19 protein-coding genes are annotated in these 17,244 nt (G+C 69.0%); 9 read left to right on the top strand and 10 right to left on the bottom strand.

Going from position 1 to position 17,244, the window contains the following annotated elements; all coding sequences use genetic code 11:
- Position 1: 1 nt before the first annotated feature.
- The 6 genes from yidC to hemA all read right to left on the bottom strand — a co-directional run bounded on the left by yidC (position 2) and on the right by hemA (position 6,022).
- The gene (yidC, locus tag Q8W67_RS12390) at positions 2-1,858 is read right to left on the bottom strand and encodes a membrane protein insertase YidC (protein ID WP_305545780.1); all 1,857 of its coding nucleotides are present in this window, start codon (positions 1,856-1,858) and stop codon (positions 2-4) included.
- On the bottom strand, positions 1,848-2,450 hold the full coding sequence (gene rnpA, locus Q8W67_RS12385) for a ribonuclease P protein component (protein WP_305545779.1): 603 nt from the start codon (positions 2,448-2,450) through the stop codon (positions 1,848-1,850). The genes yidC and rnpA overlap by 11 nt, the downstream gene beginning before the upstream one ends.
- A gap of 178 nt (positions 2,451-2,628) precedes the next feature.
- On the bottom strand, positions 2,629-2,763 hold the full coding sequence (rpmH, locus tag Q8W67_RS12380; protein ID WP_007558110.1) for a 50S ribosomal protein L34: 135 nt from the start codon (positions 2,761-2,763) through the stop codon (positions 2,629-2,631).
- Positions 2,764-2,932: 169 nt separating this feature from the next.
- Entirely contained in the window at positions 2,933-3,478 is a 546-nt protein-coding gene (locus tag Q8W67_RS12375) for an adenine phosphoribosyltransferase (RefSeq protein ID WP_305545768.1), read from the bottom strand.
- Positions 3,479-3,641: 163 nt separating this feature from the next.
- Positions 3,642-4,439: an inositol monophosphatase family protein gene (locus Q8W67_RS12370; RefSeq protein WP_305545766.1), complete on the bottom strand. Its 798-nt coding sequence runs from the start codon at positions 4,437-4,439 to the stop codon at positions 3,642-3,644.
- A 302-nt stretch (positions 4,440-4,741) separates the two neighbouring features.
- Positions 4,742-6,022: a 5-aminolevulinate synthase gene (gene hemA, locus Q8W67_RS12365; protein WP_305545830.1), complete on the bottom strand. Its 1,281-nt coding sequence runs from the start codon at positions 6,020-6,022 to the stop codon at positions 4,742-4,744.
- 598 nt (positions 6,023-6,620) lie between these two features.
- On the opposite strand from hemA, the gene murA reads away from it, so the two are divergent.
- The gene (gene murA, locus Q8W67_RS12355) at positions 6,621-7,910 is read left to right on the top strand and encodes a UDP-N-acetylglucosamine 1-carboxyvinyltransferase (protein ID WP_305545828.1); all 1,290 of its coding nucleotides are present in this window, start codon (positions 6,621-6,623) and stop codon (positions 7,908-7,910) included.
- A gap of 6 nt (positions 7,911-7,916) precedes the next feature.
- Here the strand turns inward: murA and Q8W67_RS12350 are convergent, their stop codons facing one another.
- Positions 7,917-8,282, bottom strand: coding sequence for a hypothetical protein (locus Q8W67_RS12350; RefSeq protein WP_305545762.1), 366 nt, complete (start codon positions 8,280-8,282; stop codon positions 7,917-7,919).
- Positions 8,283-8,487: 205 nt separating this feature from the next.
- Between Q8W67_RS12350 and Q8W67_RS12345 the strand changes: the two genes are divergently transcribed.
- The 4 genes from Q8W67_RS12345 to Q8W67_RS12330 are packed head-to-tail and all read left to right on the top strand — an operon-like array spanning position 8,488 to position 11,240.
- On the top strand, positions 8,488-8,937 hold the full coding sequence (locus tag Q8W67_RS12345; protein ID WP_305545760.1) for a DUF2948 family protein: 450 nt from the start codon (positions 8,488-8,490) through the stop codon (positions 8,935-8,937).
- A gap of 19 nt (positions 8,938-8,956) precedes the next feature.
- Positions 8,957-10,252, top strand: coding sequence for a histidinol dehydrogenase (gene hisD, locus Q8W67_RS12340; protein ID WP_305545758.1), 1,296 nt, complete (start codon positions 8,957-8,959; stop codon positions 10,250-10,252).
- 10 nt (positions 10,253-10,262) lie between these two features.
- The gene (locus Q8W67_RS12335) at positions 10,263-10,745 is read left to right on the top strand and encodes a UPF0262 family protein (RefSeq protein WP_305545756.1); all 483 of its coding nucleotides are present in this window, start codon (positions 10,263-10,265) and stop codon (positions 10,743-10,745) included.
- A gap of 24 nt (positions 10,746-10,769) precedes the next feature.
- Positions 10,770-11,240 carry a low molecular weight phosphatase family protein gene (locus tag Q8W67_RS12330; RefSeq protein WP_305545754.1) on the top strand — a complete coding sequence of 157 codons (471 nt, stop codon included), beginning with the start codon at positions 10,770-10,772 and terminating at the stop codon, positions 11,238-11,240.
- 3 nt (positions 11,241-11,243) lie between these two features.
- Here Q8W67_RS12330 and Q8W67_RS12325 read toward each other — a convergent pair whose 3' ends face one another.
- Positions 11,244-11,729 (bottom strand): DUF1203 domain-containing protein, encoded by a 486-nt coding sequence (locus Q8W67_RS12325; RefSeq protein WP_305545752.1) that lies wholly within the window; start codon positions 11,727-11,729, stop codon positions 11,244-11,246.
- A 224-nt stretch (positions 11,730-11,953) separates the two neighbouring features.
- Between Q8W67_RS12325 and Q8W67_RS12320 the strand changes: the two genes are divergently transcribed.
- Positions 11,954-12,397 carry a hypothetical protein gene (locus tag Q8W67_RS12320; RefSeq protein ID WP_305545750.1) on the top strand — a complete coding sequence of 148 codons (444 nt, stop codon included), beginning with the start codon at positions 11,954-11,956 and terminating at the stop codon, positions 12,395-12,397.
- Between the two features lie 67 nt (positions 12,398-12,464).
- Here Q8W67_RS12320 and Q8W67_RS12315 read toward each other — a convergent pair whose 3' ends face one another.
- Both Q8W67_RS12315 and Q8W67_RS12310 read right to left on the bottom strand, forming a co-directional pair.
- The gene (locus tag Q8W67_RS12315; RefSeq protein ID WP_305545748.1) at positions 12,465-12,788 is read right to left on the bottom strand and encodes a hypothetical protein; all 324 of its coding nucleotides are present in this window, start codon (positions 12,786-12,788) and stop codon (positions 12,465-12,467) included.
- Positions 12,789-12,966: 178 nt separating this feature from the next.
- Positions 12,967-13,659 carry a transglutaminase-like cysteine peptidase gene (locus Q8W67_RS12310; protein WP_305545746.1) on the bottom strand — a complete coding sequence of 231 codons (693 nt, stop codon included), beginning with the start codon at positions 13,657-13,659 and terminating at the stop codon, positions 12,967-12,969.
- 257 nt (positions 13,660-13,916) lie between these two features.
- Between Q8W67_RS12310 and Q8W67_RS12305 the strand changes: the two genes are divergently transcribed.
- The 3 genes from Q8W67_RS12305 to Q8W67_RS12295 all read left to right on the top strand — a co-directional run bounded on the left by Q8W67_RS12305 (position 13,917) and on the right by Q8W67_RS12295 (position 17,217).
- Positions 13,917-14,510 (top strand): c-type cytochrome, methanol metabolism-related, encoded by a 594-nt coding sequence (locus Q8W67_RS12305; protein ID WP_305545744.1) that lies wholly within the window; start codon positions 13,917-13,919, stop codon positions 14,508-14,510.
- Between the two features lie 140 nt (positions 14,511-14,650).
- The gene (locus Q8W67_RS12300) at positions 14,651-15,874 is read left to right on the top strand and encodes an FIST signal transduction protein (protein ID WP_305545742.1); all 1,224 of its coding nucleotides are present in this window, start codon (positions 14,651-14,653) and stop codon (positions 15,872-15,874) included.
- Positions 15,871-17,217, top strand: a complete 1,347-nt coding sequence (locus Q8W67_RS12295) for a hybrid sensor histidine kinase/response regulator (RefSeq protein WP_305545740.1) — start codon at positions 15,871-15,873, stop codon at positions 17,215-17,217. Before Q8W67_RS12300 ends, Q8W67_RS12295 begins: the two co-directional genes overlap by 4 nt.
- Positions 17,218-17,244: the final 27 nt, after the last annotated feature.

Genomic DNA, 17,244 nt, shown 5'->3' with positions numbered 1-17,244 from the left:
GTCAGCCCTTGGTGGTCGCGGCCGCCTTTGTGCCGTTACCGCGCCGGAACGTGTTGCGCAGGTTGTCCCACAGCTCCACCTTCACGCCGTTGCGGCGCATGATGACGTATTGCTGAGTCACCGACAGAGTGTTGTTCCAGGCCCAGTAGATCACGAGGCCGGCGGGGAACGAGCCCAGCATGAAGGTGAACACGATCGGCATGAAGGTGAAGATCTGCGCCTGGACCGGATCCGGCGGCGCGGGATTCATCTTCATCTGCACGAACATGGTCACGCCCATGATCAGCGGCCAGACGCCGAGATGGACGAAGTCCGGCGCCGGGAACGGCAGCAGGCCGAACAGGTTGACGATGCTCGTCGGATCCGGTGCCGCGAGATCGTGGATCCAGCCGAAGAACGGCGCGTGCCGCATTTCGATGGTGATGAACAGCACCTTGTAGAGCGCGAAGAAGACCGGGATCTGGATCAGCACCGGCCAGCAGCCGGCGACCGGGTTGATCTTCTCCTTCTTGTACAGCTCCATCGTGGCCTGCTGCTGCTTCATGCGGTCGTCCTTGTACCGCTCGCGGATGCTGGCCATCTCGGGTTGCACGGCCTTCATCTTGGCCATGGACACGTAGGAGCGGTTGGCGATCGGCAGAAACAGAAGCTTCAGGCAGAAGGTCACCACCAGGATCGAGACGCCGAAATTTCCGAACAGGTGGTAGAAGAAGTCCAGCGCCCGGAACATCGGCTTGGTGATGAAGAAGAACCAGCCCCAATCGATCATGAGATCGAAGTGCTTGATGCCGAGGTCCTTCTCGTAGTTGTTGATCAGGTTGACTTCCTTGGCGCCCGCGAACAGGCGCTGGGTCGCGGTGGCCGAGCCGCCTGCGGCCAGGTTCACGGCATCGCCGCGCACGCTTGCCTGATAGACGTTGGTTGTGCCGTCGGTGCGGTCGGTGAAGGCGCCGGTATACGGCGCGTCTTGGTCGGGGATCGCGGCCGCCGCCCAGTACTTGTCGGTGATGCCGACGAAGCCGCCGGTCACGCCGCTCCAGGCCTTGCCCTTCGTGTTGGCGCCGCCGTAGGCGCCCTCCTTGGCGAGCTTGTCGTAGGTGAATTCCTGCAGGCCGTCGTTGCCGAGATAGCCGATCATGCCCTCGTGCAGGACGTAGTAGCCCTGGGTGTGCGGCTTACCCCAGCGGGAGACGAGGCTGTAGGGGTAGAGCGTCACTGCGCCCGAGCCCTTGTTCTCGACCTCGTCGCGCACCGTGAACATGAATTTGTCGTCGACCGCGATGATGCGCTTGAACACGAGGCCGGCGCCGTTGTCCCAGCTCAGGGTCACGGGCATGCCGGGCGAGAGCGTCTTGCCGTCGCTGGTCCAGAGGGTGTCGCTGCCGGGCAGCGGCCCTGCATCGGCGCCGACCCAGCCGAACTCGGCGTAGTAAGGTGCCTCGCTCCCCGTGGGAGAGAACAGCACGATCTCCGGGCTCTTGGGGTCGACGGTCTCGCGATAGTTCTTCAGCGACACGTCGTCGACGCGGCCGCCTTTCAGGGCGATCGAGCCCGTGAGCGCCGGAGTCTCGATCCGGATGCGCGGCGAGCGGGCGAGCGCCGCCTCGCGCGAGACCGGGGCGCCCTGTCCCGGCAGCGTGCCGGGGGCGGGGGCGGCCGGGCCGCCCTCCTTCGGGGCGGGCGATGGCACCCCGTCCGGGGTCACGCCCGGCGGTTGCTGCTGCTGAGCGGCCTTGTTCTGGGCCTCGATCAGACGCTGCTGCTCCACGCGCGGGCCGGCCACGAAATACTGCCATCCGAGCAGCACCAGCAGCGATAGGCCGATGGCCACGAACATGTTCGTCTTGTCATTGCCCATCGGGGACACCGCCGCACGTGTTCGGAGTGGCAACAGGCGCGACGCCGGTCCCTCGGGACCCGCGCGTGCCTGCGATTCGGGGATCTCTGGCGCGTCCCTGCGACGGATCGATGTCCGCTTCGCCGGACGGCGCGGGAGTTCGGCCCGCATCGCGCTGGAGAGGTGTGGTTCTGGTCGGCCGGCCGCCAGCCTTGCCGGCGGACCGATCGCCGCGGGAAGAACCGGGCGGCCGCGTCGCCGCCGGGCGAGTCACCGCCGGAATGGCGCGGCGCAGGTCGTCGGCCAAGGTCTCGAAAGCGGCATCGAGGACCGGACGCCGGGCGATCAGCACGATGTCGGCGGACAGGCGCGTCAGGTCATCCGGCAGACCGGACGCGACTAGGGTCACGGCCGCACGAAGGCGACGCCGGATGCGGTTGCGCTCCGTGGCATGACCAACTCGCTTGGTAATGGTGAACCCGAGCCGCAGGCCGACGGGATCCTTCGGATCCCGCAAACGCCCCTGCGCCGTCATGCGCTCGGTGTGGAAGCGGCGCCCCTCGGCCGCCGCGAGGAAGTCGGGCCGCTTCTTGAGCCGCTCGATCGTCGCCATCGATGGTTCGATCCCGGCCAATCTCATAGACTGCGCCGCCGTTTCCGTAAGACGGCGGCACGATCCCTGTCTTCCGTGCCGCAGGATGCGGAAAACCGCATTCGACGTTTCCGCATCATGCTCGTGCCTCGCGGCACGCGCGTTCTGCGGGACCGCGCCGGCGACGGGTCCGTCCGGCTCAGGCCGACAGGCGCTTGCGGCCGTGGGCGCGGCGGCGCGCGATCACCTTGCGGCCACCCGCAGTGGCCATGCGCGCACGGAAACCGTGGCGACGCTTACGGACGAGCTTGCTCGGCTGGTAGGTTCTCTTCACGGCTCAGAGCCTTCTAAAGGTCGAGGCGCGTTCGCGGGCGGCTGATGCCGCACCCGACCTTCACGCGTCCTGGTTGTCTGCAAACACGAAGGGCGCCCAGGCGGGGCGCCACGTCGCGAGTGGCGGGCTTATGGCGGATGGGCCCCGCGAAGTCAACGTTTCGCGGCCTTCAATGACCCTCGAACTGCATCAGGGCGCGCACTTCGACGCCCATGTCGCGCAGGCGCTGTGCACCCCCGATCTCCGGAAGGTCGATCACGAAGCACGCGGCCACGATCTCGGCGCCGATCTTCTGGAGCAGGTTCACGGCGGCGGCGGCGGTGCCGCCCGTGGCGATCAGGTCGTCCACCAGCAGCACCTTGTCGCCGGGCTTCACGGCATCGACATGGATCTCGATCTCGTCGGTGCCGTACTCCAGCGCGTAGGCCATCGACACGGTCGTGTGCGGGAGCTTGCCCTTCTTGCGGATCGGCACGAAGCCGCAGGACAGCTGGTGCGCGATGGCGCCCCCCAGGATGAAGCCCCGCGCCTCGATGCCGGCCACCTGGGCGATCTGCCCCCCGGCATAGGGGTGGACGAGCGCGTCGACCGCCCGCCGGAAGGCCCGCGGGTCGCTGAGCAGCGTGGTGATGTCGCGGAAGACGATGCCGGGCTTCGGGTAATCGGGAATCGAGCGGATCGATTCCTTGAGCGCGACGTGGCGGCGGGCTTCCATGCGTTCGGGCCTTCCCGTGAGGGCGGCGCGCCTGGAGCGCGCGCCGCCGAAATGGACATCGGTTCGGCGGCGAGCGCCAAATCAACGGCTCTAAAGCAGAAGCCCGCCTCCCTGACCAGTTTCGACGGCCCCTCGGACGAGCGCGAAGGACCGCCGGGGTGGCTCAGGCCGCCTGGACCTTCTTGAGGATCGCGAGAAGCTCCCGGTGCAGAACCTCGTTGCCGCAGGCCACCGTGCGGGCCGCCAGGGGCTCGGCCGCACCGTCCGCGGAGGTCACGTAGCCGCCCGCCTCGCGCACCATGATGACGCCGGCGGCGAAATCGTAGGTCTGGAGATCGCGCTCCCAGTAGCCGTCGAGGCGCCCGCAGGCGACGTAGGCGAGGTCGAGCGCCGCAGACCCCATCCTGCGGGTCCCGCCGGCCACCGCCATCACGGCGCCGAGCTCGCGCAGGAGGCGCGGATGGCTGCCGCGGCCGAGATAGGGCGTGCCGTAGCCGACCAGCGCATCCGCCATATCCTGGCGGCCGGAGACGCGCAGGCGCCGGTTGTTAAGATAGGCGCCCTTGCCGCGCTCGGCGACGAACAGCTCGTCCTTGACCGGGTCGAAGATCACGCCGGCGACGATCTGGCCCTCGCGCTCGAGCCCGACCGAGATCGCGAAATGCGGCACGCCGTGCAGGAAGTTCGAGGTGCCGTCGAGCGGATCGACGTGCCAGGTGTGGCTCTTGTCGGTGCCCTCGATGATCCCGTTCTCCTCCAGCACGAGTCCGTAGCCGGGGCGCGCCTTCATCAGGGCCTCGCGCAGCACGTCCTCGGCCTTCCGGTCGGCCGCCGAGACGAAGTCGCCGGGGCCCTTCCGCGAGACCTGGAGGTTCTCGACCTCGCCGAAATCGCGGCGCAGGCCGCGCGCGGCCTTGCGCACGGCGTCGACCATCACGGTCATGAGCGGGGAGGAGATCATTTGGTTCGAGACTTTTCGCGCTTGGAGATTGGCGCCGTGGTTACAGCCCGGCGCCGGAAAAGACGAGCCTGCCGGCAGATAGGGAGATGCGGCAGGCTTTGGTGAAAGGCGGTGCGGTGCGCCCCCTCCCCTGCGAGGCTGTGTCATCCACCCATACGATTGGGCATCCGCGCGCTCGACAGGGCGCCCGGTCCAAAGATGGCGCGCGTGACCGGGCGCCGCCCGCATTCGTTCAGCGATGTGTAAATCTGCTGGCCCGCGAAGTGGAACGGGAACCCCGCTGCCGACAGCGAAACAAAAACCTATTCCGCCGCCTCGACGAACACCGTCCCGGCACGCGGCAGATCGAGCGTCTCCCAGGTCTCGGAGAGCGCCGCGGCGAGGCGTTCGATATGGGCGGCGTCGTGGAACGGCGAGGGCGTGATGCGCAGCCGCTCGGTGCCGCGCGGGACCGTCGGATAGTTGATCGGCTGGATGTAGATGGCGTGGCGCTCGAGCAGGTGGTCGGCGGCGGCCTTGCACAGCTCCGCATCCCCGACCATCACCGGGACGATGTGCGTCTCGGTCTCCAGCACCGGCAGGCCCGCCTCGGTGAGCGCCGCCTTCGTGGCGGCGGCCTGGCTCTGGTGCGCCTCGCGCTCGGCGTTCGAGCGCTTGAGGTAGCGCACCGAGGCCCGCGCGGCCGCTGCGACCGCGGGTGGCAGCGCGGTGGTGAAGATGAAGCCCGGCGCGAAACTGCGCACCGCGTCGCAGATCGCCGCCGAGGCGGTGATGTAGCCGCCGACGCAGCCGAAGCCCTTAGCCAGAGTGCCCTCGATCACGTCGACCCGGTGCATCACCCCGTCGCGCTCGGCAATGCCGCCGCCGCGCGGCCCGTAGAGGCCGACCGCGTGGACCTCATCCAGATAGGTCATCGCCCCGTAAGTGTCGGCCAGATCGCAGATCTTACCGATCGGCGCGACGTCTCCGTCCATGGAATAGACCGACTCGAACACGATCAGCTTCGGCCGATCGCCGGCCGCGCGGAGCAGGTCCTCCAGGTGCTGGAGATCATTGTGGCGAAAGATCTTCTTCTCACAACCGGAATGGCGCACGCCCTCGATCATCGAGTTGTGGTTGAAGGCGTCGGACAGGATCAGGCAGTCCGGGATCAGCTTGGCGATCGTCGAGATGCCGGCTTGGTTCGAGACGTATCCCGAGGTGAAGACGAGGCCGGCCTCCTTGCCGTGCAGGTCGGCGAGTTCGCGCTCCAGATCGACCAGCGGCGAGTTGTTGCCGGCGATGTTGCGCGTGCCGCCCGCGCCGACGCCGCAGCGCGCGGCGGTCTCGGTCATCGCGGCCACCACCTCCTTGTGCTGGCCCATGCCGAGATAGTCGTTGGAGCACCACACGGTGATCTCGGTGGTCCTGCCGTCCGGGCTGCGCCACTTGGCCGTGGGGAACCGCCCGGAGATGCGCTCGATATCGGCGAAGACGCGATAGCGCCGCTCGCCGTGCAGTTGCTCCAGGGCACCGCGGAAATACCGCTCGTATCCCGAGCCGGCGCGCGTCGATCCCGCTTGGGCGAGCACCGTGCTGGGCATCCGGGTGACGGTCATCGAGCGTCCTTCGCGTGTTCGGCCGTGCGGGCGGCGCCATCGCGGCGCCCAAGTCCCGCGATCGAGGTACGGCCTCGGTCCAGTCCTTCGCGTGAGGGGAGCAAGATAGGCGCGGATCTGGAACTGGTTCAAGGTAAGGTCCCGGCATCGCTGCCCTGCACCCATTGAGAGGCCTCGGCGAACTCGCTAGCTTCCCGACGTCTTCCGACCGATCGAACACGGCTCCTGATCCTTGAACGTCCGCCTGCCTTCACCACGAACCGCCGCCTCCAGGGCAGAAGGGGGCACCTCAAGCCTGCGGCGACGAAGGGTCGCGCGATGACGGACGCGAAGGACAGTCGCACGGAGCGCCTGAAGGCGGCGCTCCGCGAGAACCTGCGCCGGCGCAAGGCCCAGGGGCGCGGTCGCGCGGAGGCGAGATCAGCGCCAGACGACGACCAGTCGTGCATGCGCGAGACCGATTCCCGCGGTCCAGATTCGGACAAAACCAGCCTATAGGGGACGGCCAAGCCTGGACGCCGCGGCGTCCACCAGAAGGACGGCCGGCCGCGTGCCCCAGAGGTGCGCCGCCCGAGGACACATGATGGACCGCATCCACATCACCGGCGGCGCGCCGCTCAACGGCGTGATCCCGATCTCGGGCGCCAAGAACGCGGCGCTGCCGCTGATGATCGCGAGCCTGCTCACCGGCGAGACGCTGGAGCTGGTCAACGTTCCCCGGCTCGCCGACATCGCCGCCCTGACGCGGATCCTCGGCAACCACGGCGTCGACCACATGGTCGTCGGCAAGCGCCCCGGACAGACGACCGAGACCGGCCAGACCATCCGGCTGACCGCCTCGAACGTCATCGACACCACCGCCCCATACGAGCTGGTGTCGACCATGCGGGCAAGCTTCTGGGTGGTGGCGCCCCTGCTGGCCCGGTTCGGGGAGGCCAAGGTCTCGCTGCCGGGCGGCTGCGCCATCGGAACCCGTCCGGTCGACCTGCTGATCATGGCCCTGGAGAAGCTCGGGGCCGAGATCGAGATCGATGCCGGCTACGTGGTCGCCAAGACCAAGAACGGCCTGCGCGGGGCCGAGATCGCCTTCCCCAAGGTCACGGTCGGCGGCACGCACGTGGCCCTGATGGCGGCAGCCCTCGCCTACGGCACCACGGTGATCGAGAACGCCGCCCGCGAGCCCGAGGTGGTCGACCTAGCCGAATGCCTGAACAAGATGGGCGCCAAGATCCGCGGGGCCGGCACGCCCCGCATCGAGATCGAGGGCGTGGCCCGGCTGAGCGGAGCGCGCCACGCGGTGCTGCCCGACCGGATCGAGACCGGCACCTACGCGATGGCGGTGGCGATGACCGGCGGCGACGTGATCCTCCAGGATACCAGGGCCGAGCTGCTGCACGCGGCGCTCGACGTCCTGTCGACCACGGGGGCCGAGATCAGCCAGGTCGAGGGCGGGATCCGCGTGCGCCGCAACGGCGCCGGCATCGCCGCCGTCGACGTGACCACCGACCCGTTCCCGGGCTTCCCGACCGACCTGCAGGCGCAGTTCATGGCGCTGATGACTCTGGCCAAGGGCCAGTCGCATATCCGCGAGACGATCTTCGAGAACCGGTTCATGCACGTGCAGGAGCTGGCCCGCCTCGGCGCGAAGATCCGGCTCGAGGGCGACCTCGCCATCGTCGAGGGCGTGGAGCGGCTGAAGGGGGCGCCCGTGATGGCCACGGACCTGCGCGCCTCGGTGTCCCTGGTCATCGCGGGGCTCGCCGCCGAGGGCGAGACCCAGATCAACCGGGTCTATCACCTCGACCGCGGCTTCGAGGCGCTGGAGGCCAAGCTCGGGCGCTGCGGCGCACGGATCGAGCGGGTGCGGGCCTGAGGCCCCTCACTCCCCGATCTGCCCGCGCTTGAACCCGAAGCCCGGTATCTCGCAGTCGCAGGGCGCGTTGTAGGGGCCCGGACGCGTCGGACAATCGCCGCGGGCGGTGACGCAGATGTCGCCGCCGCGCCGGGGCCTGCCGTAGCGGGGCCGGTCATCGTCGTAGTCCGGCGGCGGAGGCGGAAGCCGGCGGGGCCGGTCGTAGTCGTCGTCCGGGGGCGGCGGCCGGCGGTCGTACCCGTAGCGGTCCGGATCGCGTCGACCGAAGACATAGACGTCCGCGTCCGGGCCGACCTGCGCGACCGCAGGCGGCCCCAGAAGCGGGCCGAACGACAGGGCGGCCAGAGCCGCCAGCGTGATGCGCTTCACCATCGTCCTCCTGCCTCGCCCCCTCATGTCGACCGCTTGACGCCCCATCGGCCCCCTCTGGCGGATCGCCCGCGCCTAAGGGAAGCCGGATGAACCGCGGCTGATCCAGACACGACCCCGGCTCCGGCCGTTGCCCCAGCCGGGCCGGGCCGCTACCTACGCCCTGCCGCAGGCCCGCCCGCGCACCTGTATTCCCGAGGATCCTTTCATGGAGCTGCTCAGCCTCGCCGCCCTCGACGCCGAGGACCTGACCGTGATCTCCGCGCACCTTCAGGACGCGATCCTGCGGCCGGAAGATCTCACGTACCTCGCAGGCGAGCATCGGTTCCTGCTGGCGGTGCGGCGTTTCGACTGGACGCCGGACGTGCCGCCGCGGCGGCGGCTGACCGGCGTGCATGTCGAGCGCGTCCTCTCGGTGAAGACTCGCGGGCTGGCGCCGGGCAGCACCATGCCGATGAGCCTCCTCGCCCTTACCTTCGAAGTCACCGACGCGCCCTCGGGTCACCTCGACATGGTGTTCTCCGGCGGTGCGGCGGTCCGGCTGGAGGTCGAGTGCATTGAGGTTCGGATGAAGGATCTCGGCCCGGTCTGGGAGGCGATCGCCCGTCCCGGCCATGCAATCGACGCGACGGACACGGCCCCCGGCACGGTGGCCTGAGGCAGACGAAAGGCATCCGATGGTCCGGCTCGACAGCAGCGATCCGAATTTTGCCGCCGACTTCGCTCGGCTCCTCACCCTGAAGCGCGAGATCGCCGAGGACGTGGACGAAGCGGTGCGCGGCATCATCGCCGACGTCATCGCCCGCGGCGACGCGGCGCTCGTCGACTTCACCCGGCGGTTCGACCGGCTCGGCGTGGATTTCTCCGCCGACACCCTGCAGATCACCCAGGCCGAGATCGACGCGGCGGTGGCGGCGTGCCCGGCCGACGCCCTCGATGCGCTCCGCCTGGCCGCGGCGCGGATCGAGGCGTTCCACAAGGAGCAGAAGCCCCACGACCACCGGGCCACGGACGCGCTGGGCGTCACGGCCGGCTGGCGCTGGACGGCGCTGGAATCGGTCGGGCTTTACGTGCCCGGCGGCACGGCGAGCTACCCGTCCTCGGTCCTGATGAACGCGGTGCCGGCGCGGGTGGCGGGCGTGCCGCGCATCGTCATGGTGGTGCCGACGCCCGATGGGGTCCTGAACCCGCTGGTGCTGGCCGCCGCCCATCTCTCCGGCGTGCACGAGGTCTACCGGGTCGGCGGCGCGCAGGCCGTGGCGGCCCTCGCCTACGGGACGGCGACGATCGCGCCGGTCGCCAAGATCGTCGGCCCGGGCAATGCCTGGGTGGCGGCGGCCAAGCGCCGGGTCTTCGGGCAGGTCGGGATCGACATGATCGCCGGCCCCTCCGAGGTCCTGATCCTCGCCGACGGCCACGCCAATCCCGATTGGATCGCCGCTGACTTGCTGGCCCAGGCCGAGCACGACATCGCGGCCCAGGCGGTGCTGATCACCGACAGCGCCGAGCTGGCCGAGGCCGCCGAGGCGGCGGTGGAGCGCGCGCTCACCACCCTACCCCGGGCCGAGATCGCCCGGGCGAGCTGGCGCGACTACGGCGCGATCGTCCGGGTGCGGGATTTCGACGAGGCCGTGCCGCTGGTCGACCGCCTCGCCCCCGAACACCTGGAGATCGAGACTCAGGACGCCGAGGCGCTCTCGCGCAAGATCCGCAATGCCGGCGCGATCTTCCTGGGCTCCCACACCCCGGAGGCGATCGGCGATTATGTCGGCGGCCCCAACCACGTGCTGCCCACCGCCCGCTCGGCACGATTCTCCTCCGGCCTCGGCGTCCTGGACTTCATGAAGCGGACCACGATCCTCGCCTGCACGCCGGAGAGCTTGCGGGCGCTGGGTCCGGCAGCGATAACGCTCGGCCGGTCGGAGGGCCTGGAGGGCCACGCCCGCTCCGTCGCGATCCGGCTGAACCTGTGAGGTTTTGGGGATGGCGGAGAAGGAGCGCGCGGCGAACCGCCTCGCGAAGGTGAGCCTGGACGAAGCGTCCATCGCCCGCGGCAACCCGGATCAGGAGCACGAGCGGGCCATCGCGCTGTTCGATATCCTGGAGGACAATGCCTTCGCGATCCCCGGCCGGGAGGGGCCCTACGCGCTGACGCTCGGCCTCGTCGAGAACAAGCTGTCCTTCGCGATCAGCACGGTGGACGGCGAGCCGGTGATGACGCACCTCCTGTCGCTGACGCCGTTCCGACGGGTGATCCGCGACTACGAGATGATCTGCGAGAGCTACTACAACGCGATCCGCACCGCCTCGCCGTCTCAGATCGAGGCGATCGACATGGGCCGGCGCGGGCTGCACAACGAGGCGTCCGACACGCTCAAGCAGCGCCTCGACGGCAAGGTCGACCTCGACCACGACACGGCGCGTCGCCTGTTCACCCTGATCTTCGCCCTGCACTGGAAGGGCTAGGGCGCCTTCCGGCCCCGAGCGGCGATGGCTGAGCCTCACCCCGAGACCTCCCCGAAGAAGCGGCGGGTGCAGTCCGTCCTGTTCATGTGCAACTACAACGCCGTGCGCTCGGTCGCGGCCGAGGCGATCGCACGGGCCTATTTCGGCAAGTCGACCTACGTGCAATCAGCCGGCGTGCGCTCGGGCGAGCCGACCGACGCGTTCATGGTCGCGGCGCTCGACGAGATCGGCATCGATGCGAGCCGGCATCGCCCCCGGACCATCGAGGAGCTCGAGGACTGGGAGGGCCTGAACTTCGACCTGATCATCACCCTCTCGCCGGAGGCGCACCACCGGGCGCTCGATCTCACGCACACGATCGCGACCGAGGTCGAGTACTGGCCGACCCCCGATCCCACCCTGCTGCAGGACGCCTCTCGCGAGCAGCGTCTCGAGGCCTACCGGGACGTGCGCGACGGGCTGACCCGGCGGATCAAGGCACGGCTCAGGATGTAGCGGTCACGCGCTCACCACACGTTCCACCCGAGCCAGCAGGCAGCCCGGCCGGGCGGTGTGGACGTTGACGAACGCCGTGCGCGGATCCGCGAGGGCGCGCATCAGCGGGGCATCGACCTCGGCGCCGGCACAGACGTGGCCGAGGTCATACAGGCAGAGATCGCCCGCGTCGTAGGCCCGCACCGACACGAGAGTGTTGGCGCGAATGATCGGAGCGAGGACGTCCTCCGCGGCGAACCCCCGACAGGACCGCGCGTGCAGGAAGATCGGGCTCGGAGCCCAGTAGATGCCGCGGGGACGGCCGAGATCGTAGGACCCCAGCAGCATCGCCTCTCCTGGCTCGGCGCAGTGCAGGCAGCGTCGGCAGGGAAACCCATTCGCGCTCGATGCCTCGACGCGGCGCAGCGGATTGCCGAAATCGTCACGGGCGTCGCGGCGGAAGCGCTCCGCGACGGCCTCATCGATGGGAACGCAGCGGTAGCGGGCCATGACGCTCTCCCTGGACGCCGGGAGGATGCCGGTGCAGCGAGCCAGAAGCGTCCCGTTCCTTGCTGTGGAACCACCGTCCGTCTGCACAGCGGGCGGCCGGCATGGGCCGAGACATTTAGCATCCCGTTGTAACGGCAACACAGCCGCGCAGCCAAAGCAAGCTTTCGACCGAGATCGGACCTGGTATGAATCCTCACACCGACCCGATTCATCGGAAAAGAGCGATGATCAGAGCATTTTTATTTTTTTTAATATTTTACATGCTGGCTTTTACAGACGGAAATGCCAGGGCACAATGGAATCCGTCCGGATCCTTACTTGATATTTCGGTCATAAAAAACTGCTCGGAAACCGGCGGAAACATTGCTGCCGCCCGATCCGATGGCCTGTTCCTGTGCCCTAGGCGAGCAGAGCTGGTAAATTCTCAAGTCCCGGACGCGAGCCACTTTTACATCGTTCATGAATACGGACTTCTTGCGATTCGAATTGCTTCCGATCGGCTTGCGGATTGCTGGGCGGCCCATCAGCTGAAACGCGCGCCCAACGGGGCCCACTACATCAAGCAATGGATCACGCATTGGAAAAACTACGGGACCGTGCGGCCGAGTTACGGCACTCCGGAACAGAGGATCGCGAACGTCCGGGCCTGCTGCGCCTGCGGCGTGTAGCGGTGCGTTCCCTCGGTCGGTCGCGGTTCAGGGGGCCGATCACGGGAGGATCCGGCGCCTCGGCGTATTATCCTCTGACCCCGACAAGCCAGGACCGGATGCGGCCGGCGAGCATCGGGCGGGCGCGAGCCACGTCGTCGTCGTCCAGAAGCGGGGAGCGCGCCAGGGCCGTGAGATAGGCGTCCTCGGCGCTCCGGCACGTCCGGAAGGCAGCATCCGCGGCGAGGTTGCGGTCGGTGAGCGCGGCCTCGATCTCGAATGTGCGGCTGAGGCAGGCGCGCCAGATCGCCTGACGCGTCTCCGCCTCGCCGGCCGCACGCGCCGAGCCGGAAGCGCCGACGAGAAGGATCGTCGCGAGGAGAAGTTGGGAGGCGAGGGGCGCAGGCGACATGGATCGGGCACTCGGTCCTGGGACAGAGTGGTGCCGACAAGGTTAGCGTTTGGTTACGATCGTCACGGCACGAGATGGCTCAGACCGCCGATGGAAAGCGGATTCCCGGGCGCCCCGGAGCACACAACATCGGCGTCCGCGGCAGGGCGCCACAGCGGCACAGGGCGGGCCCGGGGGATCAGCGATTCGCGGTGGTGACCGGGGAGGTGACGCCGCCCAGCGACACCCAGGCGGTGATGTCCTGGCTCTCGCGCTTGATGAACACGTAGCCGGTCTTGTGCCAGGGCACGATGACGTTGGTCTTGTTGTCCAGGATGAGGTCGCCCCGGTCGGTGATCAGGGTCAGCACCGCGTGGCCCTCGCCCTTCTCGTCGATCACCACGGTCATGCGCATCGCCCGCCGGGGCAGGCCCGCCTCGGCCAGCAGGTGGCGCTTGAGCAGCTGGAAGTCCTCGCAATCGCCGATCCCGTCCTCGGCCAGGTCCCACCGGTCGGCCACGTGGAGATGCTCCATGTCGGTTTTCGGCTCGACCGTCTTGTTCACCCGCCGGTTCACCGACACGATCGTCGCCCAGGTCGCCGGCGTCAGGGTGATCCGCGCAGGCTCGGTCCGGTCCACCGCGCATTCGGCCGCGTAGGACTGGCAGAACGTCACCCAGGCCGCGATCGGACGGGCAGCCCCCTGCAGCTCGGCACCGGCCTGCGGTGACGGCAGGCTCGCGAAGGTCTGCGCCTGTGCGGCTCCCACGCCGAGCCCGGCGAGGCACAAGGCCGCCCAGGCGAACCCCACCACCCTGCGGCGGCTGCGGGAGGCCCGCCGAGGCGCAGAGTCAGGGTTCGAACCCCGCACCGTGGAAACCGCGAACCGCATCGCCGTGACCCAACCGTTAAGCTCTCGTTAACGAAAGCTCTCACGCCGGCGGGCCGGCGGCAATCGGCCGATTAACAAAAGGTTAATGCTGTGTGCAACGCGGATGACGTAGCGCCCTCCCGCCACATGAGGCCGGCTGCCGGTCACGCATCACGCCGCGCGAAAACGTGAACGTTCACAGTGGCGTTCGAAGCCGGAGAGCGTCGTTATCCCCGCGCCGCCCCATCGAAACCCTGTGCGCGGCGGGAGGAACGGTGATGCAGTGTGCGGCAAACGTGCTTGCCTGGTTCGCTCTGGCCGGATTCACGGCAGCGACGCTGACGGCGGGCTCGGCCTCGGCCGCGAGCCCGACCGATCCGCCAGCGGCGCCGGCTTCCTCGGGCGCCGGGGCGTCCGACCTCAAGAGCGATGGCCCGACGCAGCCGGCCAAGGTCCAGGATGGACAGTACACCGACAAGAACGGCGACCCGACCTACCACGTCACCGATGGCGGCAAGAAGGTCGACTGGTACACGATGTCCGGGTACCTCCGGTATAACGCCAACTGCATCGTCTGCCACGGGCCGGACGGCATGGGTTCGACCTACGCCCCGTCGCTGGTCGATGCCCTCAAGGGCATGGACTACGCGCATTTCGCCGGCATCATCGTCGGCGGCAAGAAGGACGTGAACGCCGCGCAGGAGCTGGTCATGCCGGCCTTCGGCGATAACCGGAACGTCATGTGCTACATGCCCGACATCTACACCTACCTGCGCGCCCGCTCGGACGGCGCGGTCGGCCGCAACCGGCCGGCCGAGCACGAGCCCAAGCCCACCGCCTTCGAGAAAGCCGAAGACGCCTGCATGAAGTGACCTCCGGCGCCGGTCTCCCGTTCGGAGCGGTTTAGGGCGACCCTGCCCCCGTTGCACCGCTCGATTGTGCACGACATACTCACCCCGAAACTCTGAAGAGCGGGTGCAAAGCCCGCCGAGGGGGCGCCAGGGGGTGGAACGTGGCTCAAGGGACGGGAGTTCGCCGCCATCTGTGCGGTATCTGGACGGCCTGGACGGAGGCGGTGTCGGCGGCCGACGCCGTGTCCGACATCGCCGGGGCCATCGGCGAACCGCACCTGTCGCAGATCGTCGCGTTCTTCTCCGCCGATTACGACCCCGAGACGCTGGCGCGTGAGTTCGAGGCGCGCTTCCCCGGGGTGCCGGCGGCCGGCTGTTCGATGTCGGGCGGCATCGCGCCGGCCGGCGGCCTCGACCGCGGGCTCGTCGTCATCGCGTTCCCGGCCGAGCGCTTCCGCATCGTCTCGACGGTGGTCGATGCCATCGACCATCTCGACGTGGAGCGCACCGCCTCGGCGGTGCGAGCGCTGCGGCGGACCCTCGACCCGTTGGATCCGTGCCGCGAGGGCGACGCGACCGGCGCCGGGCGTCGCTTCGCGCTGTCGCTGATCGACGGACTCGCGAACGCGGAGGAGACCGTCGTCTCGGCCATCGCCTGGGCCCTCGACGGGATCCCGATCGTCGGCGGTTCGGCGGGCGACGACCTGCGCTTTCGGGACGCGGTTCTGCTCCATGGCGGCCGGATCCACCGCAATGCGGCGGTTCTGGTGCTCGTCGAGACCGATTTTCCGGTGGAAATCTTCAAGAGCGACAATTTCGAGCCGACCCGGACCAAGTTCGTGGTCACCGCCTCGGACGGCGAGCGGCGGACCGTTCACGAACTCAACGCCGAGCCGGCAGCGCGGGAATACGCTATGGCGATCGGCCTGGATCCGGAGGGGCTTTCACCGATGAGCTTCGCCGCCTATCCGCTCGCCGTGAAGGTCGGTGGCGAGTATTTCTGCCGCTCAATCCGCCGCATGAACGAGGACGGGTCACTCAGTTTCTTCTGCGCCATCGACGAAGGCGTGGTGCTGACCCTCGCGGAACCGCGCGACATCGTGGCCTCGACCCGGGCCGAGCTGTCCCGCCTCGACGCGGTGCTCGGCGGCGTCGACCTGATCATCGGGTTCGAGTGCGTGCTGCGCCGGCTCGATGCCGAGAGCCGCCAGGTGGGCCACGGCATCGCAGACCTCTACCGCCGCTACAACGTCGTCGGCTTCGAGACCTTCGGCGAGCAGTACCGGGCCATGCACCTGAACCAGACGTTCACGGGCATCGCCATCGGGAAGGGCGTGGATTGCGGGCCGGGGACCGGTGAGGCGCCGGTTCCGGTCGCGTCGTGACCGTTCACCCGAACGGCCTCGAAACCGACGCGTCCCTGCGTCGGCGGATCGAGAAGCTCGAGCGGATCAACGCCGCACTGATGTCCCATGTCGAGCGCAGCATGGACCAGCGCGGCAGCGCCTACTCGCTGTTCCAGACCGCGATCATGCTGGAAGGCCGGGTCCGGACCCGCACCGAGGAGCTGACCGGGCTGATGCACCGCCTGGAGCGCTCCAACGAGGCACTGGCGGCGGCCAAGGAGGAGGCGGAAACCGCCAACCGCTCCAAGACCCGCTTCCTGGCGGCGGCGAGCCACGATCTGCTGCAGCCCGTGAACGCCGCCCGGCTGTCGATCTCGGCGCTCGGCGACCTTGCCCTCCCGCCGGAGGCGCGCACGATCGCGGGCCAAGTGGAGCGGGGTCTCCAGACCATCGAAGACCTGATCAAGACGCTCCTGGACATTTCCAAGCTCGATGCCGGCATCGTCCGGCCCCAGGTGCAGGCGGTCTTCCTGCCCGATCTGCTGGCGGAGATGGCCGGGAGTTTCAAGCCGTTCGCGGAGCGCAAGGGTCTGCGGCTCTCGGTGCGCTGCCCGGACCTCACGGTCACCACCGACGTGCTGCTCCTCCAGCGCATCATCCAGAACCTCGTCTCGAATGCGGTCCGGTACACGAGCGCGGGCGGCATCGTCGTCGCGGCGCGGCGGCGCGCCGGCGGGGTCCGGATCGAGGTGATCGATACCGGCTGCGGCATCGCTGCCGAGGAGCGCGAGCTCGTCTTCGACGAGTTCTTCCGAGGCGGTGCACGGACCTGCGCGGGAGAGGAGCCGGGTCTCGGCCTCGGCCTGTCGATCGTCCGCCGCATGGCCCTGGCGCTGGACCACCGCCTCACCCTGGCCTCACGGCCCGGTCACGGCACCCGCGTCACGCTGGCGCTGCCGCTGAGCCCGGTCCCGGCCGCCGCCGTGCCGCCCGCGCCGGTGGCGACCCGGCTCTCGGGGGCGCATGTCCTGGTGGTCGAGAACGACGCCTCCACGGCCGACGCCCTCGCGCGCCTCCTGCAGAACTGGGACGCCCGGGTCTCGACCTTCCGCGACCTGTCCGGCGTGCGCGCGGCGATGGAGGCCGGCGCCGCCGAGCCGGACATCCTGGTGCTGGACTACCACCTCGACGACGGCGCCTGCGGCCTCGACGTGGCCGCCTATCTCCGCGAAACGCGCGGCGATCCGCTCCCGGTCATCGTCACCACCGCCGATCATTCCAGCGAGGTCGAGGCGCTGGTCGCACAGGCCGGCGCCGAGCTGGTGCGCAAGCCGATCAAGCCGGCCCAGCTCCGCTCGCTGCTCACCTACATGCTGGCGTGACGCGGAGACCCGGACGCGGCCGTCGAG

The sequence above is a fragment of the Methylobacterium sp. NEAU K genome (genome assembly GCF_030700285.1).
Lineage (GTDB): Bacteria > Pseudomonadota > Alphaproteobacteria > Rhizobiales > Beijerinckiaceae > Methylobacterium.
Note: the sequence above shows the minus strand (reverse complement) of the source record. Positions and strands in the feature narration are given on the sequence as shown.